The 18,123-nt window shown below is 72.7% G+C and carries 20 protein-coding genes and 1 pseudogene; 13 read left to right on the top strand and 8 right to left on the bottom strand.

From position 1 onward, the window contains the following. The first annotated feature begins 69 nt into the window (after positions 1 to 69). The 4 genes and pseudogenes from AB0K17_RS13205 to AB0K17_RS13220 form a co-directional block, all read left to right on the top strand. On the top strand, positions 70 to 675 hold the full coding sequence (locus AB0K17_RS13205) for a TetR/AcrR family transcriptional regulator (protein ID WP_365966068.1): 606 nt from the start codon (positions 70 to 72) through the stop codon (positions 673 to 675). A 112-nt stretch (positions 676 to 787) separates the two neighbouring features. Then, positions 788 to 2,980 (top strand): MMPL family transporter, encoded by a 2,193-nt coding sequence (locus AB0K17_RS13210; protein ID WP_365983017.1) that lies wholly within the window; start codon positions 788 to 790, stop codon positions 2,978 to 2,980. A gap of 101 nt (positions 2,981 to 3,081) precedes the next feature. Then, positions 3,082 to 3,339, top strand: coding sequence for a type II toxin-antitoxin system VapB family antitoxin (locus AB0K17_RS13215; RefSeq protein WP_365966066.1), 258 nt, complete (start codon positions 3,082 to 3,084; stop codon positions 3,337 to 3,339). A 59-nt stretch (positions 3,340 to 3,398) separates the two neighbouring features. Continuing rightward, positions 3,399 to 3,503 (top strand): annotated as a pseudogene (locus AB0K17_RS13220) (VapC toxin family PIN domain ribonuclease); the annotation flags it as partial. Between the two features lie 12 nt (positions 3,504 to 3,515). On the opposite strand, the gene AB0K17_RS13225 reads toward AB0K17_RS13220, so the two are convergent. Further along, positions 3,516 to 3,905, bottom strand: coding sequence for a VOC family protein (locus AB0K17_RS13225; protein ID WP_365966065.1), 390 nt, complete (start codon positions 3,903 to 3,905; stop codon positions 3,516 to 3,518). A gap of 83 nt (positions 3,906 to 3,988) precedes the next feature. Here AB0K17_RS13225 and AB0K17_RS13230 point away from each other — a divergent pair, with 83 nt between their 5' ends. Continuing rightward, on the top strand, positions 3,989 to 4,513 hold the full coding sequence (locus AB0K17_RS13230) for a DUF6879 family protein (protein WP_365966064.1): 525 nt from the start codon (positions 3,989 to 3,991) through the stop codon (positions 4,511 to 4,513). On the opposite strand, the gene AB0K17_RS13235 is transcribed toward AB0K17_RS13230, so the two are convergent. After that, positions 4,498 to 4,908, bottom strand: a complete 411-nt coding sequence (locus AB0K17_RS13235; RefSeq protein ID WP_365966063.1) for a DUF6415 family natural product biosynthesis protein — start codon at positions 4,906 to 4,908, stop codon at positions 4,498 to 4,500. The two genes, AB0K17_RS13230 and AB0K17_RS13235, sit on opposite strands and share 16 nt — an antisense overlap. A 90-nt stretch (positions 4,909 to 4,998) precedes the next feature. Here AB0K17_RS13235 and AB0K17_RS13240 point away from each other — a divergent pair, with 90 nt between their 5' ends. The 7 genes from AB0K17_RS13240 (at position 4,999) to AB0K17_RS13270 (ending at position 10,349) form a co-directional block, all read left to right on the top strand. Next, complete coding sequence (locus AB0K17_RS13240; protein WP_365966062.1) at positions 4,999 to 6,348, top strand: hypothetical protein; 1,350 nt, start codon at positions 4,999 to 5,001, stop codon at positions 6,346 to 6,348. A gap of 183 nt (positions 6,349 to 6,531) precedes the next feature. Continuing rightward, complete coding sequence (locus AB0K17_RS13245) at positions 6,532 to 7,398, top strand: hypothetical protein (RefSeq protein WP_365966061.1); 867 nt, start codon at positions 6,532 to 6,534, stop codon at positions 7,396 to 7,398. A 75-nt stretch (positions 7,399 to 7,473) separates the two neighbouring features. Further along, positions 7,474 to 7,779 (top strand): hypothetical protein, encoded by a 306-nt coding sequence (locus AB0K17_RS13250; RefSeq protein WP_365966060.1) that lies wholly within the window; start codon positions 7,474 to 7,476, stop codon positions 7,777 to 7,779. Continuing rightward, the gene (locus AB0K17_RS13255) at positions 7,772 to 8,041 is read left to right on the top strand and encodes a hypothetical protein (protein ID WP_365966058.1); all 270 of its coding nucleotides are present in this window, start codon (positions 7,772 to 7,774) and stop codon (positions 8,039 to 8,041) included. Before AB0K17_RS13250 ends, AB0K17_RS13255 begins: the two co-directional genes overlap by 8 nt. Positions 8,042 to 8,094: 53 nt before the next feature. Further along, complete coding sequence (locus tag AB0K17_RS13260; protein ID WP_365983018.1) at positions 8,095 to 9,060, top strand: DUF1648 domain-containing protein; 966 nt, start codon at positions 8,095 to 8,097, stop codon at positions 9,058 to 9,060. Continuing rightward, positions 9,061 to 9,426: a GntR family transcriptional regulator gene (locus tag AB0K17_RS13265; protein ID WP_365983019.1), complete on the top strand. Its 366-nt coding sequence runs from the start codon at positions 9,061 to 9,063 to the stop codon at positions 9,424 to 9,426. 32 nt (positions 9,427 to 9,458) lie between these two features. Further along, positions 9,459 to 10,349 (top strand): YwqG family protein, encoded by an 891-nt coding sequence (locus AB0K17_RS13270; protein ID WP_365983020.1) that lies wholly within the window; start codon positions 9,459 to 9,461, stop codon positions 10,347 to 10,349. Between the two features lie 5 nt (positions 10,350 to 10,354). Here AB0K17_RS13270 and AB0K17_RS13275 read toward each other — a convergent pair whose 3' ends face one another. The 5 genes from AB0K17_RS13275 to AB0K17_RS13295 form a co-directional block, all read right to left on the bottom strand. Then, positions 10,355 to 11,146, bottom strand: coding sequence for an SDR family oxidoreductase (locus AB0K17_RS13275; RefSeq protein ID WP_365966053.1), 792 nt, complete (start codon positions 11,144 to 11,146; stop codon positions 10,355 to 10,357). 10 nt (positions 11,147 to 11,156) lie between these two features. Continuing rightward, positions 11,157 to 12,335, bottom strand: coding sequence for a serine hydrolase domain-containing protein (locus AB0K17_RS13280; protein ID WP_365983021.1), 1,179 nt, complete (start codon positions 12,333 to 12,335; stop codon positions 11,157 to 11,159). An 82-nt stretch (positions 12,336 to 12,417) separates the two neighbouring features. After that, positions 12,418 to 13,194 carry an ABC transporter ATP-binding protein gene (locus AB0K17_RS13285; RefSeq protein WP_365966051.1) on the bottom strand — a complete coding sequence of 259 codons (777 nt, stop codon included), beginning with the start codon at positions 13,192 to 13,194 and terminating at the stop codon, positions 12,418 to 12,420. Between the two features lie 147 nt (positions 13,195 to 13,341). Continuing rightward, a complete protein-coding gene (gene cbiQ / locus AB0K17_RS13290; RefSeq protein ID WP_365983022.1) occupies positions 13,342 to 14,106 on the bottom strand; it encodes a cobalt ECF transporter T component CbiQ in 765 nt (254 codons plus the stop codon). 1 nt (position 14,107) lies between these two features. Next, on the bottom strand, positions 14,108 to 15,175 hold the full coding sequence (locus AB0K17_RS13295) for an energy-coupling factor ABC transporter permease (RefSeq protein WP_365966049.1): 1,068 nt from the start codon (positions 15,173 to 15,175) through the stop codon (positions 14,108 to 14,110). 261 nt (positions 15,176 to 15,436) lie between these two features. On the opposite strand from AB0K17_RS13295, the gene AB0K17_RS13300 reads away from it, so the two are divergent. Then, positions 15,437 to 16,468, top strand: coding sequence for an HNH endonuclease family protein (locus tag AB0K17_RS13300; protein WP_365983023.1), 1,032 nt, complete (start codon positions 15,437 to 15,439; stop codon positions 16,466 to 16,468). 19 nt (positions 16,469 to 16,487) lie between these two features. Here AB0K17_RS13300 and AB0K17_RS13305 read toward each other — a convergent pair whose 3' ends face one another. Further along, a complete protein-coding gene (locus AB0K17_RS13305; protein ID WP_365966046.1) occupies positions 16,488 to 17,684 on the bottom strand; it encodes a MarP family serine protease in 1,197 nt (398 codons plus the stop codon). Between the last annotated feature and the right edge of the window lie 439 nt (positions 17,685 to 18,123).

Here is an 18,123-nt window from a genome sequence, read left to right on the forward strand (position 1 = left end):
GCTGGACGTACGCTCGTACGGTACGAAACCGTTTCGTACGGACGCCCGGAGCGTTGGAGGAGGCGCGGCATGCCCACGGAACCACCCAAGCCGGCGGCACGCCGCACCCGGCTGACCCCCGAGCGCGAGGCCGAGCTCTACGAAGCCGTCCTCGACATCCTGCGCGAGGTCGGCTACGACGCCCTGACCATGGACGCCGTCGCCGCCCGCACGCACGCCAGCAAGGCCACCCTCTACCGCCAGTGGAAGGGCAAGCCCGAGCTGGTCGCCGGCGCCCTGCGGCACAACAAGCCGGTCAGCCTCGCCGACATCGACACCGGCACCGTGCGCGGCGACTTCCGCGCCATGCTGTGCGACACCGACGAGGAACGGATGGAGCGCGACGCCGCCCTCATGCGCGGGCTGCAGCGGGCCGTCCACGACAACCCCGACCTGAACCGGGCGCTGCGCGAACTGCTGGTCGAACCGGAGGTCGCCGCGCTGGACGCCATGCTGCGGCGCGCGGTCGACCGCGGCGAACTCGCCGCGGACAACCCCGCCCTCGGCTTCGTCGCCCACGCCATGCTCGGCGCCTTCATGGCCCGGCCGATGGTCGACAACCGGCCCGCGGACGCGGAGTACCTCTCCGCCTACATCGACGCCGTGATCCTCCCCGCCCTCGGCGTCCGACCGTGACCGGCTTATCCCTCACAACCGACTGACAAGGCTCCACCTGACGCACCGCTCTCGTCGGGACGGGCCCGAACCGACCCACGATCCACACGATCCGACGGGAGAACAACGCCTCGTGGCCACGTTCCTCTACAAACTCGGCCGGCTCGCCTACCGGCGCCGCTGGTACGTCGCCCTCATATGGGTGCTGCTGCTCGTTCTCGCCGGCGCCGGCGCCGCGACCGCAGGCAAGTCCAACGACAACTTCTCCATACCCGGCACCGAGGCCCAGAAGGCCTTCGACCTGCTGGAGAAGCGCTTCCCCGGCCAGAAGGCCGACGGCGCCACCGCCCGCATCGTCTTCCAGGCCCCCGAAGGCCAGAAGATCACCGAGCCGAAGAACAAGGCAGCCGTCGAAAAGGTCGTCGCCCAACTCGGCGGCCCCCAGGTCGCCTCCGTCGCCGACCCCTTCACCTCGCAGGCCGTCAGCAAGAAGGACGGCCGCACCGCCTACGCGTCCGTCACCTACAAGGTCAAGCCCAACGAACTGACCGACGCCACCCGCGACAAGCTCAAGGCCGCACCCGAGCCCGCCCGCGACGCCGGCCTGACCGTCGAAACCGGCGGCAGCGCCCTGCAGGCCATGCCCGAGACCGGCAACACCGAGATCATCGGCATCGCCGTCTCCGCCGTCGTCCTCGTCATCACCTTCGGCTCCCTCGTCGCCGCCGGCCTGCCCCTGCTCACCGCCATCATCGGCGTCGGCATCGGCGTCTCCGGCATCACCGCCATTGCCGCCGCCCTCGACCTCGGCAGCAACACCGCCACCCTCGCCACGATGATCGGCCTCGCCGTCGGCATCGACTACGCCCTCTTCATCGTCTCCCGCTACCGCGCCGAGCTCGCCGAGGGCCGCGAACGCGAGGAAGCCGCCGGACGGGCCGTCGGCACCGCCGGCTCCGCCGTCGTCTTCGCCGGCCTCACCGTCGTCATCGCCCTCGCCGGCCTCGCCGTCGTCAACATCCCCATGCTGACGAAGATGGGCCTCGCCGCGGCCGCCACCGTCGCCATTGCCGTTCTCATCGCCCTGACCCTCATCCCGGCCCTGCTCGGCTTCGCCGGCCGCCAGGTGCTCGCCCGCAAGGTCCGCAAGGGCAAGGCCGCAGCGGACGACGAGAAGCCCAACATGGGCACCCGCTGGGCCCGCCTCGTCCTGCGCCGCCCCGTCGTCGTGCTCCTCCTCGGCGTCATCGGCCTCGGTGCCGTCGCCGTCCCCGCCGCCTCCCTCGAACTCGGCCTGCCCGACGAGGGTTCCGCCGCCAAGAACACCACCCAGCGCAAGGCCTACGACCTCATCTCCGAGGGCTTCGGCCCCGGCTTCAACGGCCCGCTGATGGTCGTGGTGGACGCGGCCGGCGCCGGCGCGCCCAAGGGCGCCGCCGACGCCGTGGCCAAGACCATCCAGTCCCTGCCCGGCAAGCCGATCGTCACCCCCGCCCACTTCAACCAGGCCGGCGACACCGCGATCATCACGGTCATCCCCGCGTCCAAGCCCTCCGGCTCCGAGACCGAGGACCTCGTCCACGCCATCCGCGACAAGGGCGCGGCAGCCGCCGCCGACAAGGACGCCAAGGTCCTCGTCACCGGCAGCACCGCCGTCAACATCGACGTCTCCCAGAAGCTCAACGACGCACTGCTGCCCTACCTGGCACTCGTCGTCGGCCTCGCCTTCCTGCTCCTGATGGTCGTCTTCCGCTCGGTGCTCGTCCCGCTGAAGGCCGCCCTCGGCTTCCTCCTGTCGGTCGTCGCCGCCCTCGGCGCCGTCGTCGCCGTCTTCCAGTGGGGCTGGCTCGGCAGCGTCTTCGGCGTCGAGGAGACCGGCCCGATCATGAGCATGATGCCGATCTTCATGGTGGGCGTCGTCTTCGGCCTCGCCATGGACTACGAGGTCTTCCTGGTGACGCGGATGCGCGAGGCGTACGTCCACGGCGAACGCCCCGGCCAGGCGGTCGTCACCGGCTTCCGCCACGGCGCCCGCGTCGTCACCGCCGCGGCCGTCATCATGATCAGCGTCTTCGCGGGCTTCATCGGCTCCACCGAACCCATGATCAAGATGATCGGCTTCGGCCTCGCCATCGCCGTCTTCTTCGACGCGTTCATCGTCCGCATGGCCATCGTCCCGGCCGTCCTCGCCCTCCTGGGCAAGGCCGCCTGGTGGCTCCCGGCCTGGCTCTCCAAGCTCCTGCCCAACGTCGACGTCGAGGGCGAGGGCCTGCAGCAGCGGCTGGCCGCACCGGCGGAGAAGACCCCGGAGCCGGCAGGCGTCTGAGCCCGACCCTTGGCCGAAGGCCCGGGCCCCCGCGCGTGATGCGGGGGCCCGGGTCGCTTGCGGCGAGATATACATCTCCGAGTGTGCATCGAGGAGGCGTCATGAGCCGCACGGTCATCGATCTCGACGACGAAGCACTGGAAGCCGCTGCCAGAGAACTCGGCACCACAACGAAGCGCGACACCATCAACACGGCCTTGCGCGAAGTGACAGCCCGCTACCGCAGGCTGCGCGCCCTCGAAGAGGCCCGCGCATTGGTGGCCGACGGCGCACTGGACATGGACGTCCTCCTGGACAAGGGCAAGTACCGGCATGACGCCCCGGCGGGCGATGCGGGTGCTGCGGGAGCGGGCGGGTGAGCGTCGCCGATCACCTCATCGACGCCTCCGCACTCGCCCGCGTCCTTCTCGGCCAGAACACCGCCGAGGAGGCCGGCCTCACCCTGCTCCACTACGACCGGGACTTCGAAACCATCGCCCGGACGACAGGCCAGCCGGTACGCATGCTCGACCTCAGGCGCTAGAACGGTTGCCTGTCACCGGGCCGGTTCAATCAAATCCCAGCGGTTGCCGTACAGATCCCGGAAGACGGCAACCGTGCCGTACGCCTCGCGCCGGGGCTCCTCCTCGAAGACGACGCCGGCGGCGCGCATGCGCGCATGGTCCCGGTCGAAGTCGTCGGTGTTCAGGAACCACCCCACGCGCCCCCCGGTCTGATCCCCGACCCGCGCCTCCTCGTCGGCGTTGGCGGCTCGGGCCAGCAGGAGTCCGCCCTCCCGCGCCCCGGGCGGCGCGACGACGACCCAGCGCTTGCCGTCGGGGAGCGCGGTGTCCTCGCGCAGATCGAACCCGAGGGCGTTGACGTAGAAGGCGATGGCCTCGTCGTAGTCGCGCACGACGAGGGCGGTCAATCCGATGTGGGGCATGGGGTGATCTTGCCAAGTGCCTGCGGCGGCTGCCGGACATCGAGCATGCTGAGGCCGGTTCGGGCTGACAGGAGGCTGACTGCATGCCGGACATCGTTCCGTTCGAGCAGATTGCTCACCTCTTCCGGGACTTCCAGTACACGGCCTGGAGGCTGGAGACCCAGCGCGGCTACGCGTCCGACCGCACGGGGGACAGGTGGCAGCGCTGGCTGGCGGGGAAGCCGCTGGGCTACGAGCCCGATCACCCCTGGCATGCCAACGTCCGGCGGCAGACCCAGGACGGCAAGCGCTTCGAGCGGGTACGGATCGTCGACGTGCCGCCCACCGAGGGGCAGAGGTTCCTGCTGGCCACGGCGCCGGGCAACATCGCGGCGGGTGAGGACATCCGCTGCCTGCGCCGCCCGGACGCGCAGGTGCTCGGGCTGCCCGCATACGACTTCTGGCTCTTCGACTCCCGCCTCCTCGCCCGCTTTCACCACGCGACTGACGGCACCACCCTCGGGGTGGAACTGTCGGAGGAACCGACGGAGGTCCTCCGGGCGTGCCGGGTCCGCGACACGGCCTGGCGCCACGCCTTTCCGGCGGACGGTCTTCAAGGGCTCGTGTGAGCCCGCCCGGGCAGGACGCCGCGCAGTTCGTGGCAGGCGCGGCCCACATTCTGCATGTGCAGCACCGCCGACTTCAGGCCCGGGCCGGAGCCGGCGGCCAGTTCGTTGCGGGCCGCGTCGATGACGGAGCGGGTGCGGTGCCAGTCGGGTGTGTCAGTGGGCAGGGTGTCGGCGTGGGCACGGGCCGCCGGTAGGAGGCGGGTGAGGAAATCCCGCAGACGGGCGGTGGTCTCGGCGACCTGCTCGTAGCGGGGCAGCACTGCCGGGGACGACAGCGAGCGGTGGACCGCTTGCCGGAGGTACTGCGCCATCTCGTCGGCGATGCGGTCGGCGTCCGTTTTCGCATCTGTTTCCGGGTGCAAGGCTCGGGCCTCCTCGTCGTGATCGTCGCTCATGTCGAGGTAACCCCCGCGGCCCGCTCTCCCGGTACCGTGAGAAGACAGCGGAAACGTGAAAGCCATGAAAGTCGGCGGGAGTTGAAGCGCATGGCAGGCAGTCCGCGCACCCCGAACACCGGCCTTGCGGCCCTCCTGGACGAGGCGAAGTGGACGCGCAGCCAGTTCGCCGCGGCGGTGAACCGTACGGGCAAGGAAGCCGGACTGGCGCTGCGCTACGACCAGTCCGCCGTCTCGCACTGGCTGTCCGGCACGATGCCGCGGCCGCAGGTCAGGCCGCTGATCGTCGAGGCGCTGGCCAGGCGGCTGAAGCGACCGGTCACCCACGCCGAGGCCGGTCTCGCCGGTGGCACAGGGCCGGACGGCGCCGGGGGCATGCTCGAAGAGCTCGTCGACGTGGGCCGGGCCGACATGGACCCCTCCCGGCGGGGGGTGCTCACGGCCGGGGTGTACTCGGCGGCCTTCGCCGTTCCCCTCTTCCCTGAACTGGCCGGGCAGCCGACAGGGGACAGTGCGGCCTCCGGTACGGGACGGACCGCGCGCATCGGCGCCGGTGAGGTCGCCACAGTCCGCACCATGACCGAGAAGATCGCCGACATCCTCGACGAACTCGGCGGCGGCCACGCCCGGCCGATGGCGGCGGCCTTCCTGGTCAACACGGTCGCGCCGTACCTCAAGGCATCCGCGCCCGAACAGGTCCGCAAGGACATGCTCGCCGCGGCGTCCGACCTCGTGTACCTCACCGGGTGGATGGCGATGTACGAGCGGGAGCACGGCCTCGGGCAGCGGTACTACCTCAAGGCTCTCAAGCTCGCCGCGGTGGCGGAGGATCACATCACGTACTGCCGCACCCTGCGGGGCATGAGCCTGCAGGCGTCGAACCTCGGCTACGGCGCAAAGGCCCTGCAGCTGGCTGACGCCGCCGCCGAGGCGTCCCCGAAGGCCGGGCCTCGCCTGCAGGCGTTCCTGGCCGGGCAGCAGGCGCATGCCGCCTCCATGACCGGCGACCGGCACACGGCCTTCGCGCGCCTGCGCGAGACGGAGATCGCCTTGTCGAAAGCGGACTCCCGCCGGGAGGCCGTGGGCGGGTACGACGCCAGTGCCTACCAGTTCCACGTGGCGCACGTGCTGTACGAGTTCCGGGACCTGGAGGGTTCGATCCGTGCGATGCAGGAGTGCCTGAAGGTGCAGCCCCGCCAGGAGCGCCAGGGACGCCTGCACGCGAACGCATTGCTCGCCCAACGCCAGTTCGAGCTGGGGCACGTGGACGCGGCGTGCGCGACGTGGCACGTCTTCCTCGACGATTACGTCCAGCTCTCGACGGCCCGCGGCGACGAGCACTTCGCGACGATGCGGCGCCGGATCCAGCCGTACGCGAAGGTGCGCACGGTCCGCGAGCTCGGCGAGCGCGCCCGGGAAGTGGCCCAGGCAAAAGCGTGACAGCGAAAACCTCAACAAGCATGTGCGAGGAGTTGAGGCATTCGCTGGCGCAACGGGAAGCTTTGGGTAAAGGCGGTCAAGTGGCTTGTCTGTGCGCTAAGTTGCGCGCAAGAAACGACCCCCAGGCCGGTGGCAGCCGGCGCAGGGGGTCTACACCTGCGAGGAGATAAGGGCTCCCCGACGATGATGCGGCATGTTACCGCTCCCGAGCGTTTCTACACCCAGGTCCCGAACGAGATCCTCCGCCATCCGCGGCTGTCGGCCCAGGCCGTCCGCATCCTGACCTGGGCGCTCTCGCTGCCCGACCCCTCCGCCGTGTCGCTGTCCGAAGTCGGGCTGCGGGCCGGGATCAAGAAGACGGCGTACACGCGGGCCAAGCAGGAGTTGATCCAGGAGGGGTACGTCCACGAGTGGCCGCGGCAGGGGGCGCGGGGGCGGTGGGCCACCGAGCAGCTCGTGAGCAACGTGCCGCTCACCCCCGACGAGGCGGTCGCCGTGCGGGACGGGGAGCAGCCGCCGACGGACACCCCGCCGACCGTCGGTGAACCGGAGCGCCGGGCCGTCGGTCGCTCCCAGGAAAAGAACGGGGAGAACATCCCCCACCCTCCCCACCCGCTCGCCGAGCGCGCCGCGCACGCCCTCGCCGCCGTCTCGCACGGCGAGCGGCGGCTACGGCTGTCCGGGCGGGACGTACGGGCCCTCGTCCCGCTGGCGGCGGAGTGGTTCGCGCGCGGCGCCACGCTCGGGGACCTGCGCACCGCGCTGACCTCGGGGCTGCCCGACGTCGTGCACTCCCCGGCCGGGCTCGCCCGCAACCGGCTGGTGCGCAAGATGCCCGATCCGGCGCCCGTCCCGGAGCCCGTGCCGCAGCGCAACGACCTGCGCACCTGCCTCGGCGGCTGCGGGCGCGTCTTCCGGGCCGTCGCCGACGAGGACCGGTGCGGCGCCTGCCGGCAGGAGACGGCCGCCGCCGACGTCTCCGGCGCCGTCGAGGCCACCCGCCGCGGCATCGCCGCCGTGCGGGCGGCGTTGTGCCCCCGACCCAGCTGAGAAAGGTAACTTCCTGTGCATCTCGCCTTCCGCCCGGACTACCGTGGCGGTACCCGCACGATCCGGAGGCTTGCCATGACCGCACAGCCCATGCACGCCCACGAACCGGACGGTCCTCGGGTGCCGCGCACCATCCAGGGCATCGCCGATGCTCTCTCGCCGGAGCTGCGGATGGAGTTCTACCGGCTCGTGCTCGCCGCCGAAGCCGGTCAGGAGCTTCAGAACGTCATAGCGGCGTGGTGGGGACGGGCCATGCTCGACTCCGATCCCAGCAGGGCGCAGATCATTGCCGACGCCGAGGCCGGGACGCTTCCCACGGTGGGCATGGACGAGGTCTTCCGCCGTCGTCGTGCCGCAGGTGGGGAGATGCCGGGTGAGTGAGGGGGCCGACCTCTGGCCGGTGAGCCTTTCGCCCCTCGTGGCCGATGCACTGGCCGATCCGGCGCTCTCCGCCGAGCTGTTCTCCAAGATCTGCGCTTTGACTGTTGCCATTGCGGAGAACCCCTGGCTGGCCGGTAGCTCGGAGGCCGCGCAAGGCGGCGACTGGCGGACGGCGCTCATCCCCGACGGTCGCGGCATCGTCGAATACCTGATCAAGAAGGAGGAGCAGCAGGTCGTCCTCACCCGGATCTTTCCGTTCTGACGGGCGCCGAGCCCCCAGTTGTTCTACTACCATGCAAACAACTGGAGGTCGCCATGTCAGCTGTGCCCGTGTCCCGTACCGCTCGTCGCATCCTCGTCGCCACGCTTCCCGCCGTCGCCGGCTGTGTGGCGTTGCTGGCCTTCTATCTCGCCCTTCGCCATCAGCTGCCGGAGCGGATGGCCACGCATTTCGGGGTCGATGGGCAGGCCGATGCGTTCGATACGGCCGGGACGTTCCTCGCGGTCGGGTTCGGGGTGGTGGGCGGGCTGGGGGCCATGTTCGGGGGGCTCGTGTATGCGATGCGGGCGGTGCCCGAGCCGCAGCGGATTGTGGCCGTGCTCGGGGGGTGGGCCGCCGTGTTGGTGGGGGTGGTCGTGGTCGACGTGTTGCGGGTCAACGCCGCCGGTGGGGAGCTGCGGTTGCCCGCGTGGCACATGCTCGTGGCCCTCGGGGCCGCCATGGCGTACGCGGGGCTCGGGTGGCTGCTGGCCGGGGCGTACGAGCCGCCCGCCGCCGGGCCTTCGGCGCCCTCCGCCCGCGTGCCCCGGCTCGAACTCGCCGTCGGCGAGGTCGCGTCCTGGTCGCACGTCGCCGCCTCGCCCCTGCTGCGGGCCGTCGGGGTGGTCATGGCCGTCGCCGGGCTGGCGCTCGGGTTCGCCGCCGGCTGGGCGGGCGGGGCGTCGTTGCTGGTCGCGGGCGTGGTGACGGCGCTGTGCAGCGGGGCACGGGTGACCGTCGACCGCAACGGGCTCACCGTACGGCCCGTGGTCCTGCCCCGGCCGCGAGTACGGCTGCCGCTGGAGCGGATCACCGAGGCGTCCGCCCGGCACGTCGAACCGCTGCGTGAATTCGGCGGCTGGGGCTACCGGGTCGTGCCGGGGGCCAGTGGGGTCGTGCTGCGCGCCGGGGACGCCGTGGCCGTCCGGCTGGTGCACGGCAGCGAGTTCGTGGTGACGGTCGACGACGCCGGTACGGCGGTGGGCCTGCTCAACGCCCTGCGCGAGCGGCAGGCCGGGTAGATGCTGTTCCGGATCGACCCCGCCTCGTCCGTGCCGCTGGGCGACCAGATCGCCGGCTGTGTCCGCGCCGCCATCGCCGACGGCGCCATACGGACGGGGGAGCGACTGCCCTCGGCGCGCGAGCTCGCCCGCTCCCTCGGCGTCAACATGCACACCGTCCTGCGCGGCTACCAGCAACTGCGCGAAGAGGGCCTGCTCGAACTGCGCCGCGGCCGCGGGGCCGTCGTCACCGGCGGGGCCTCGCCACGCCGGGCCCGGCTGACCGCCCAGGCGCGGGAGTTCGTGGCGGAGGCGCGGGCGCTGGGGATGAGCGACGGCGAGGTGCTGGACCTCGTCCGCAACTCCCTCGCGGTCGGGGCCTCATAGCACTGTCAGTGGTGGCGTGCATCATCGTCGTCATGACACAGAACGCGTCCGCGACGCCGCTGCACGACTTTGCCCGCAAGCACCTCCCCGCCGAGGTCGCCGCACGGTGGACGGGTCTGCTGCGCCCCGGCGCGACCTTGGAGAAGGCGGAGGCGGGCGAGCCGGTGGCCGGGCGGCTCGGGGGGTTGCCCCTGCTGCCGGAGGGGGTGGAGTGGCCGGTGTGGGAGGGGCACGGGCCGCTGTCCTTCGTCGCCTCCGTCGACTGTTCCGCGCTGCCCGCCGGGGAACTGGACATTGCGCTGCCCGCGGACGGCACGCTGGCGTTCTTCTACTTTGACGGTCAGATCGACAGCGGCGACGCCTATGTCGACTTCGCGGACCCGGAGTGCCGACCGGGCGCCCGGGTGATCCACATCCCGGCGGGTGCCGCGGTCACCGAACGGCCGCTGCCGTTGTACGACTGCGACCACGGTGCGGACTGCGAGGACTGCGAGCAGCTGGAGGCGTACCCCGAGGTGCCCCTGACCGTCCGCGTCGAGGCCACGGCGCCGAGCATCTGGCACCCCGTCGTCCGGGAGGCGTTCGGCGACGACGACGGCCTCGAAGGGTGGCCCGAGGAGTTCACGGACGCGCTGTACGACCGCAAGCCCGGCCCCGGTCACCAGGTCGGCGGCCACGCCCACCCCGTGCAGAACCCCGTCGAGTACGAGATCGCCCACGCCGCCCTCGGCAACGACGTGCGCTGGGACGACCCCCGCGTCGCCGAGGACGCCGCGGACTGGGTGCTGCTGGCGCAGTTCGACACCGACGGCGACGCCGACATGATGTGGGGCGACTGCGGCGCCCTGTACTGGCTCATACGCCCGGCCGACCTGGCCGCGCTCCGCTTCGACCGGGTGATGTTCACCATGCAGTGCTGCTGAGAAGGTCAGGCATCCCCCCGCAGCGCCCTGCGCAGCCCGATGTTGCCGACGAGGATGCCGCCGTCCACCGGCAGTGTCACCCCGGTGATCCACGCCGCGTCGGCGGAGGCGAGGAAGGCGACGGCCGCCGCGACGTCCTCGGCCCGGCCGACGCGGCCCAGCGGGTAGTGCGCGGCCGCGCGCTCCAGGGCCGCTTCCCGGCCGTCCCAGTTGGGAGTGGCGACCGTGCCCGGGGCCACCAGGTTGACCCGTACGCCCCGCGGCGCGCACTGGCCGGCCAGCGTACGGGTCAGGCTCGCCAGGCCCGCCTTGGCGGCGCTGTAGGCATGGTTGCCGAAGTCCTGCTCGCCGTTGACTGAGCCGATGTTGACGACCGCTCCGCGGCCGCCGGCCGCGGCCAGGTGCGGCATCGCGGCGCGTACGCAGCGGAACGCGCCGGTGAGGGTGACGTCGAGGTCGCGGGACCAGGCCTCGTCGGGGTAGTCCTCGACGAGCACCGGGTCGGGGTGGCAGGACAGGGCGTTGTTGACCAGCACGTCCAGGCGGCCGTAGCGCTCCACCGCGTACGCCACGGCGGCCCGTACCGCCGCGTCGTCGCTCACGTCGCAGGCCGCGGGGGCGGCCTCGGCCCGCAGCCCGTCGGCGCGCAGGGCCGCCGCGGCCTTGGCCGCGCGCTCGCCGTCCGCGTCGGTCAGCAGGACGTCCGCGCCCTCCGCCGCCAGGCGGCGGGCGGTGGCCGCGCCGATGCCCCGGCCCGCGCCCGTGATCAGTACTGCGTACCCCTCGAACCGCTCCACGCGGCCAGGACTACCCCGCCAGGCACTTCGCAACCGCCTTCACCAGCGCCTGGGCGCGCGGGTCGGCGGTGACGTTCTTCTGCATGCCGTTGGTGACGTAGCCGAAGGCGATGCCGGACTCGGGGTCGGCGAAGCCCAGCGAGCCGCCGCGGCCGGGGTGGCCGAAGGAGCCGGGGGCCAGCAGCGGGCAGGCCGGGCCGTGGAGCATGTAGCCCAGGCCGAAGCGGGTGCCGGCGACCAGGACCCGGTCCGGGCCGGCCGACTCCTCCGTGCGGGCCACGGTCAGGGTGGCCGGGGCGAACAGGCGGCGGCCGCCGTCGACGACGCCGATGAGGGAGGCGTAGAAGCGGGCGAGCGCATCCGCGGTGGCGATGCCGTTGGAAGCGGGCAGCTCCGCGGCGCGGAAGGCCGCGTCGTTCTCGTCGGCGGCCGGCTCGATGGCACCGAAGGCGCGGCGCGTGAGGGAGGCGGGGTCGGCGTACGCGGCGGCGACCGATGCCTTGGGACGGACGCGCAGCCCGGCCGAGGCGGGCGCCGGCGGGGGTTCGACGGCCGCGAGGCGGCCGACGCGCTGCTCCTCGGAGGCGGGCAGGCCTATCCACAGGTCCAGGCCGAGGGGACCGGCGATCTCCTCGGCCACCCAGGTGCCCAGGGTGCGGCCGGTGATCCGCAGGACGAGCTCGCCGAGCAGCCAGCTGAAGGTCTGGGCGTGGTAGCCGTGGTCGGTGCCGGGCTCCCAGGCGGGGGCCTGGGCGGCGAGCGCCGCCGGGCCGCTGGTGCCGTCCAGGGCCTCGGCCGGGGTCAGCGGGGTGTCGAGGGCGGGCAGCCCGGCCCGGTGGGCGAGCAGGTGGCGCACCAGCACCCGCTCCTTGCCGGCCGCCTTGAACTGCGGCCAGTACGTGCCGACGGGGGCGTCCAGGTCGACCTGGCCGCGCTGGTGGAGCAGCAGCAGGACGGCCGCGGCCACACCCTTGGTGGCGGAGCGCACGACCTGGGCGGTGCCGCGCGTCCAGGGCCCGGAGGGGGCTTCGCCTGCGTCGCGGGCGCCGCCCCACAGGTCGGCGACCTTGCGGCCGTCCCGGTAGACGGTCACGGCCGCGCCGCGCTCACCGCGCCGCGCGAAGTTGTCCGCGAAGGCGTCCCGGACCGGCTCGAAGCCGTCCGCCACCGTGCCCTGGACGTCCACCACTGTTGCCCGCTCCCACTGTCCCGATCGCTACAAAACCATCCACCATGGTGCAACGCGGCCACGGGTGCCCCGGACCGGGGGGTCACCCCCGCACGGCCACCGAGCGGGGGTCGAAGCCGAAGGGCAGCTCCAGGCGGTGCGAGCGCATCAGGCCCTCGTCGCACAGCAGTTCCCGGGTGGGGGCGTCGGCGGCGATGACGCCGCCGCTGAGGATCACCGACCGCTCGCACAGCTCCAGGGCGTAGGGCAGGTCATGCGTGACCATCAACACAGTCACGTCCAGCGAGCGCAGGATGTCGGCCAGCTCACGCCGCGAGGCGGGGTCGAGGTTGGAGGAGGGCTCGTCCAGGACGAGGATCTCCGGCTCCATGGCCAGGACGGTCGCCACCGCCACCCGGCGCCGCTGCCCGAAGGACAGGTGGTGCGGGGGCCGGTCGGCGTGCTCGGCCATGCCGACGCGCTCCAGCGCCCTGCGTACGCAGGCCTCCAGCTCGGCGCCGCGCAGGCCGGCTGCGGCCGGGCCGAAGGCGACGTCCTCGCGGACGGTGGGCATGAACAGCTGGTCGTCGGGGTCCTGGAAGACGATGCCGACGCGCCGCCGGACCTCGGCGAGGTGCGCCTTGTCCACCGGCAGCCCGGCCACCCGCACCGAGCCCGCGCCGCCGCCGAGGATGCCGTTCAGGTGCAGGACGAGCGTGGTCTTGCCGGCGCCGTTGGGGCCGAGGAGTGCGACGCGCTCGCCGCGGCCGAGGGTGAGGTCGACGCCGAAGAGGGCCTGGTGACCGTCGGGGTAGGCGTAGGCGAGGCCGGACACCTCGAGGGAGGGCACCTCGGGGGAAGCGGCGGGGGACGCGGTCATGGCGGGGTCCATCCGGTCGGGAGACGTCCGCGGACGTCGAGGGGGCGTCGGTCGAAAGGGCGTCGGTCGAAAGGGCGTCGGTCGAAGGGCGTCGGTCGAAAGGCCGGGGGAGCGTCGGCCGGGGGAGGACGTCAGGGCGTCACGGCGTCAGGAGGACACCACTGCCGTCAGGCACACGGCCAGCGCGGCCAGCGGCAACCCGGCCGACTGCGCCCACTGCGCGCGCGAGGCAGTGACCTCGTCGATGACGGGCATCGTCCCGGTGTAGCCGCGGCTGACCATGGCCAGGTGGACGCGCTCGCCGCGCTCGTAGGAGCGGATGAACAGCGCGCCCGCCGACTTGGCCAGCACCCCCCAGTCCCGTACGCCACGGGCGGTGAAGCCGCGCGACTCGCGGGCGATGCGCATGCGGCGCATCTCGTCGGTGACGACGTCGCCGTAGCGGAGCATGAACGAGGCGATCTCCACCAGCAGCGAGGGCATCCGCAGCCGCTGCAGGCCCAGCAGCAGCGACCGCAGTTCGGTGGTGGCGGCGAGCAGGACGGAGGCGGCGACGCCCAGGGTGCCCTTGGCGAGGATGTTCCAGGCGCCCCACAGACCGTTCCGGCTGAGTGCGAGGCCGAGCACGTGCACGTGCTCGCCCTGCGCCACGAACGGCATGAGCAGCGCGAACGCCACGAACGGCACCTCGATCAGCAGCCGGCGCAGCACGAAGCCGGCCGGCACCCGTGCCGTCGCCGCCACCGCCGCGAGCAGCAGCGCGTACAGGGCGAAGGCCCACAGCGCCTCGCGCGGGGTGCACACCACGACCACGACGAAGCAGAAGGCCGCCGCGATCTTGCAGTGCGGGGGGAGCCGGTGGACGGGGGAGGAGGCGTGCCGGTAGAGCTTGTGGACGTGGCCCGCGCCCATGTCAGGACGTCCCGGTGCCGGCGGACACCGCGGCGGCGCCCTCCTCGGCGCGGCCGCGCCGGCGCCGGACGACCACGAAGACGCCGGTGCCCACGGCCAGCGTCGCGCCGACGCCGATCACACCGGCCAGACCGCCGGACAGGCGGGCGTCGCCCACGTCCTTGACCTGGTAGTCGGCGAGCGGGGAGTCCTTGGCGGCGTGCTCCTTCTCGCGGGAGTCGATGCCCTTGTCGTGGGCGACCTTCTCCAGGCCGTCGGGGCTGGTGGAGGCGTAGTAGCTGAGGAAGCCTGCGAGGACGACGGCGACGGCGAGGCCGACGGCGAGCACCCGGCGCAGGGGCGCGGGGGAGGCGGGGGCGGCGGGCGCGGCCTCGGGCACGACGGTGGTGGTGCCCTGCGCGGTGCGCAGCTGCAGCGGGCGGCGCAGGTCGCGGGCGCCGTGGACGAGGTCGGGGCGCACGGCCATGACCGCGCCGACCGTCAGCGCGGTGATGACGGCCTCGCCGATGCCGATGAGGACGTGCACGCCGACCATGGCGGTGAAGACCTTGCCGATCGCGACGTCGGTGGTGCCGCCCAGCGCGTAGACGAGGGTGAAGGCGCAGGCCGCCGCCGGGACGGAGACCAGCGCGGCGACGAAGGCGGCGGCGGTCACCGAGGAGCGGCGCCGCGGCAGCGCCTTGGCCAGCAGCCGGAAGAGCCCGTAGCCGAGGGCGGTGGTGACCACGGCCATGTCGGTGATGTTGACGCCGAGCGCGGTGAGCCCGCCGTCGGCGAACAGCACGCCTTGCATCAGCAGCACCACGGATATGCAGAGCAGGCCGGTCCAGGGGCCGACGAGTATGGCGGCCAGGGCCCCGCCCAGCAGGTGGCCGCTGGTGCCGGCGGCCACGGGGAAGTTCAGCATCTGTGCGGCGAAGACGAAGGCCGCCACCAGGCCGGCGAGCGGCGCGGTGCGCTCGTCGAGCTCCCTTCGGGCACCGCGCAGGCCGGCGGCGACGGCGGTTGCCGCCACGGCTCCGGTGGCCAGCGATACCGGGGCATCGATGAATCCGTCGGGTACGTGCATGACGGCGCTCCGTCCGTGTCGCTCGTTCGTGTCGCTCGTTCAGTCGTGAACCGCTCGATGATAGGGGCTCGCTGCAAAAAGGTCGCAAGAGCGTGCGGAACGCTTCTGCGCGCCCCTCGTCGGCCGACTGTCTTCCAGCTGTCAGGCATCCCGGCTGATCGGGTGAATTTTCATCAACTGCGGATTATGTCCCTAAATGCGGCGCACTCAGGGAGTCGGCCATGCCACTTTCGTCCCCGAGGGGACCCGAAGGGAGACGCCATGCGACGGTTCCGGGAGCTGAGGACGACCACGGTCGTGTCCGCCATATCCGCCGCCGCCCTGCTCGCGACCCTGCCGGGCGCGGCCCGCGAGGGCGCGCCGGCGGCCGGGCGGCCGCAGGGGGCGGGCGCCGCGATGGCGCACAAGGCGCCGCAGGCCCCGCAGGACTACGAGGAGACCGCCTGCGAGGGCTCGCCGCCGGAGGAGGGCGACATCTACTCGCGGCCGCCGAAGACCGGCCCGGACTCCTCGCGCCCCGGCGGCGACCGGCCGCAGACGACCCCGTCCAAGGACGCCGACCGCCCGCGGACCACCCCGCCCAAGGACCCCGACCGCCCGCGGACCACCCCGCCCAAGGACCCCGACCGCCCGCCGCAGGACCCCGACCGCCCGCCGCGCGGCTCCTCGGCGGCCGCGGGGGGCGCCGGGGTTGCCGGGGTCGCCGCCTACGAGCGTCCCCTGCCCCTGAAGTGGCCCCGGAACATGCCGGACCGCGACGAGGCCGTGCGCATGCTGGCCGAACTGGACGTCAAGCCCTTCGACAGCAAGGGCTACGACCGCAAGCACTTCGGTGCGGCCTGCTGGGTGCAGCACGGCGTGGACCGGTGCACCACCCGCCAGGTCGCCCTCAAGCTGCACTCCGACGTCCCGGCCACGCTCGACGGGCCGTGCCGGGTCGTCGCCGGGAAGTGGCACAGCGAGTACGACAACAGGACCATGGCCGACCCGGTGCACGTCGACCTGGACCACCTCGTCCCGCTGCGCAACGCCTGGGGGTCGGGCGCGCGCGACTGGACGCCGCAGAAGCGGCTGGAGTTCGCCAACGATCTGACCGCCTCCCCGGAGCTGATCGCGGTGTCCACCTGGACCAACCGCCGGAAAGGCGACAAGTCGCCCGACCAGTGGATGCCGCAGCTGCCCGAGGCCCAGTGCAAGTACGGCCAGGCGTGGGTCGCGGTGAAGGACTACTACGGGCTCAGCGTCACCGCTGCCGAGAAGGCCAGGCTGCAGGCGGTCCTCGACAAGTGCTGAGCCACGCGAGGCCGGGCGGTTACAGCGCCGCCCGGCTGCCCGTGCCGACCGGCGCCGTCGCATGCGCCGCCTGCCGGGCGGCCTGCTCGACCTGGGCGGCCGTGAGCACGTAGCCGGTCTCGGAGTCGGCCGTCGAGCGGGCGAAGACCACCCCGTACACCTTCCCCGACGGGGACAGGAGGGGACCGCCGGAGTTGCCGGGGCGGACGGTGGAGCGCACCGACAAAACGTCGCGCGTGGTGATGCCGTCCCCGTAGATGTCCTGGCCCTTGGCGCGCACCTCGTTGGCCACGACCGCGGCGCGCAGGTCCAGGCCGCCGTTCTCGGGGAAGCCGGCGACGACGGCGGCGTCGCCGCGCTTGGCGCTCTTGTCGAAGGGCAGCACCGGCGCGGTCAGGCCGGGCACGTCCAGGACGGCCACGTCGGTGTCGGGGTCGAAGTAGACGACGTTGGCCTTGTAGGCGCGGCCCACGCCGCCGACGCGCACGGTGGGCCGGCTGACGCCGGCGACCACGTGGGCGTTGGTCATCACGTGCTCCTCGGAGGAGACGAAGCCGCTGCCCTCCTGGCCGCGCCGCCCGCCGCCGACGTCCGCGACGCCCTCGATCTTGACCACGCTGGTGCGCGCGGCCCGGGTGACGGCCGGGGTGACGGAGTCGCCCGAGGGGCGGGCGACGCTGGTGGCGGGCTCGTGCTCGAAGGGGTTGAAGACCTGCGGGAAGCCGGCCCCCGACAGTGCGTCGGTCGTCCGGCTGAACCAGGTGGGCGCCTGCTCGGGCATGGCTTTTTGCACCGCGCCCAGCAGCGTGGACTCCTTGACCTCGCGGGTCAGCAGCGTGGAGTTCGCCGAGACCAGCACGCTGGCGGCCACCCAGCCCACCAGCAGCACCGCCAGCGAGGCCGCCGCCGCGCCGCCGATGCCGTCCAGGCCGCGCACCGGGGCCCAGGTCAGCCGGGAGCGCAGTCGCCAGGCGAACCGCGCGGCCAGCGCGTGGCCGACGGCCGCCGGCAGCAGCACGACCAGGACGGCGACGACGGCCGCGGTCACGGTGCCGGGCTCGAAGGGCCGCAGGGCGAACGGCAGCGCCCACACGCCGACGACCGCACCGCCGAGGAACCCGGCGAACAGCACGACGCTGGCCACCAGGCCCCGGCGGTAGCCGGAGACGGCGTAGCCGATGACGACCAGCAGCAGAAGCAGATCGATGAGGTTCAACGCGGAGCCCTTCCCTTGCACACGCGTCCCCCGGTCGCGCCCACCGGTGTGTGGACCTGTAAGAACGCCGGAACGGCCGGGGGCGGTTCCCCGGCGTGCCGCGGTTGTGGGCTCGTGTGACGTTTTGCACGTTTGGGGAGGCGTGGGACGGGGTCGGTGCGCGCCGGCCGCAGGTTCCCGGCGCGGGGGGGCCGCACACCCTTGCCGGGGTGCGGCGCGGGGGCCCGGTCGGCGATCCGGCCTGGATGCGGGCTTGCGCGACGGCCGGACAGGGCACCTGGGAAGAAACCGGAAGTATTGATTCCGAGCCCTTTATCTCCCGCCCAAACCAACAAGCGAACACCATGGCCGCCAATCGTCCCCAAGCGGGGTTTTCCCGGCAATTCCCAAGCATTGCACGGGCCTTGGGGCTGCTGCAGACTGGGCAGCGCGGAACCAT

It is taken from the genome of Streptomyces sp. NPDC049585 (genome assembly GCF_040675615.1).
Lineage (GTDB): Bacteria > Actinomycetota > Actinomycetes > Streptomycetales > Streptomycetaceae > Streptomyces > Streptomyces luteosporeus.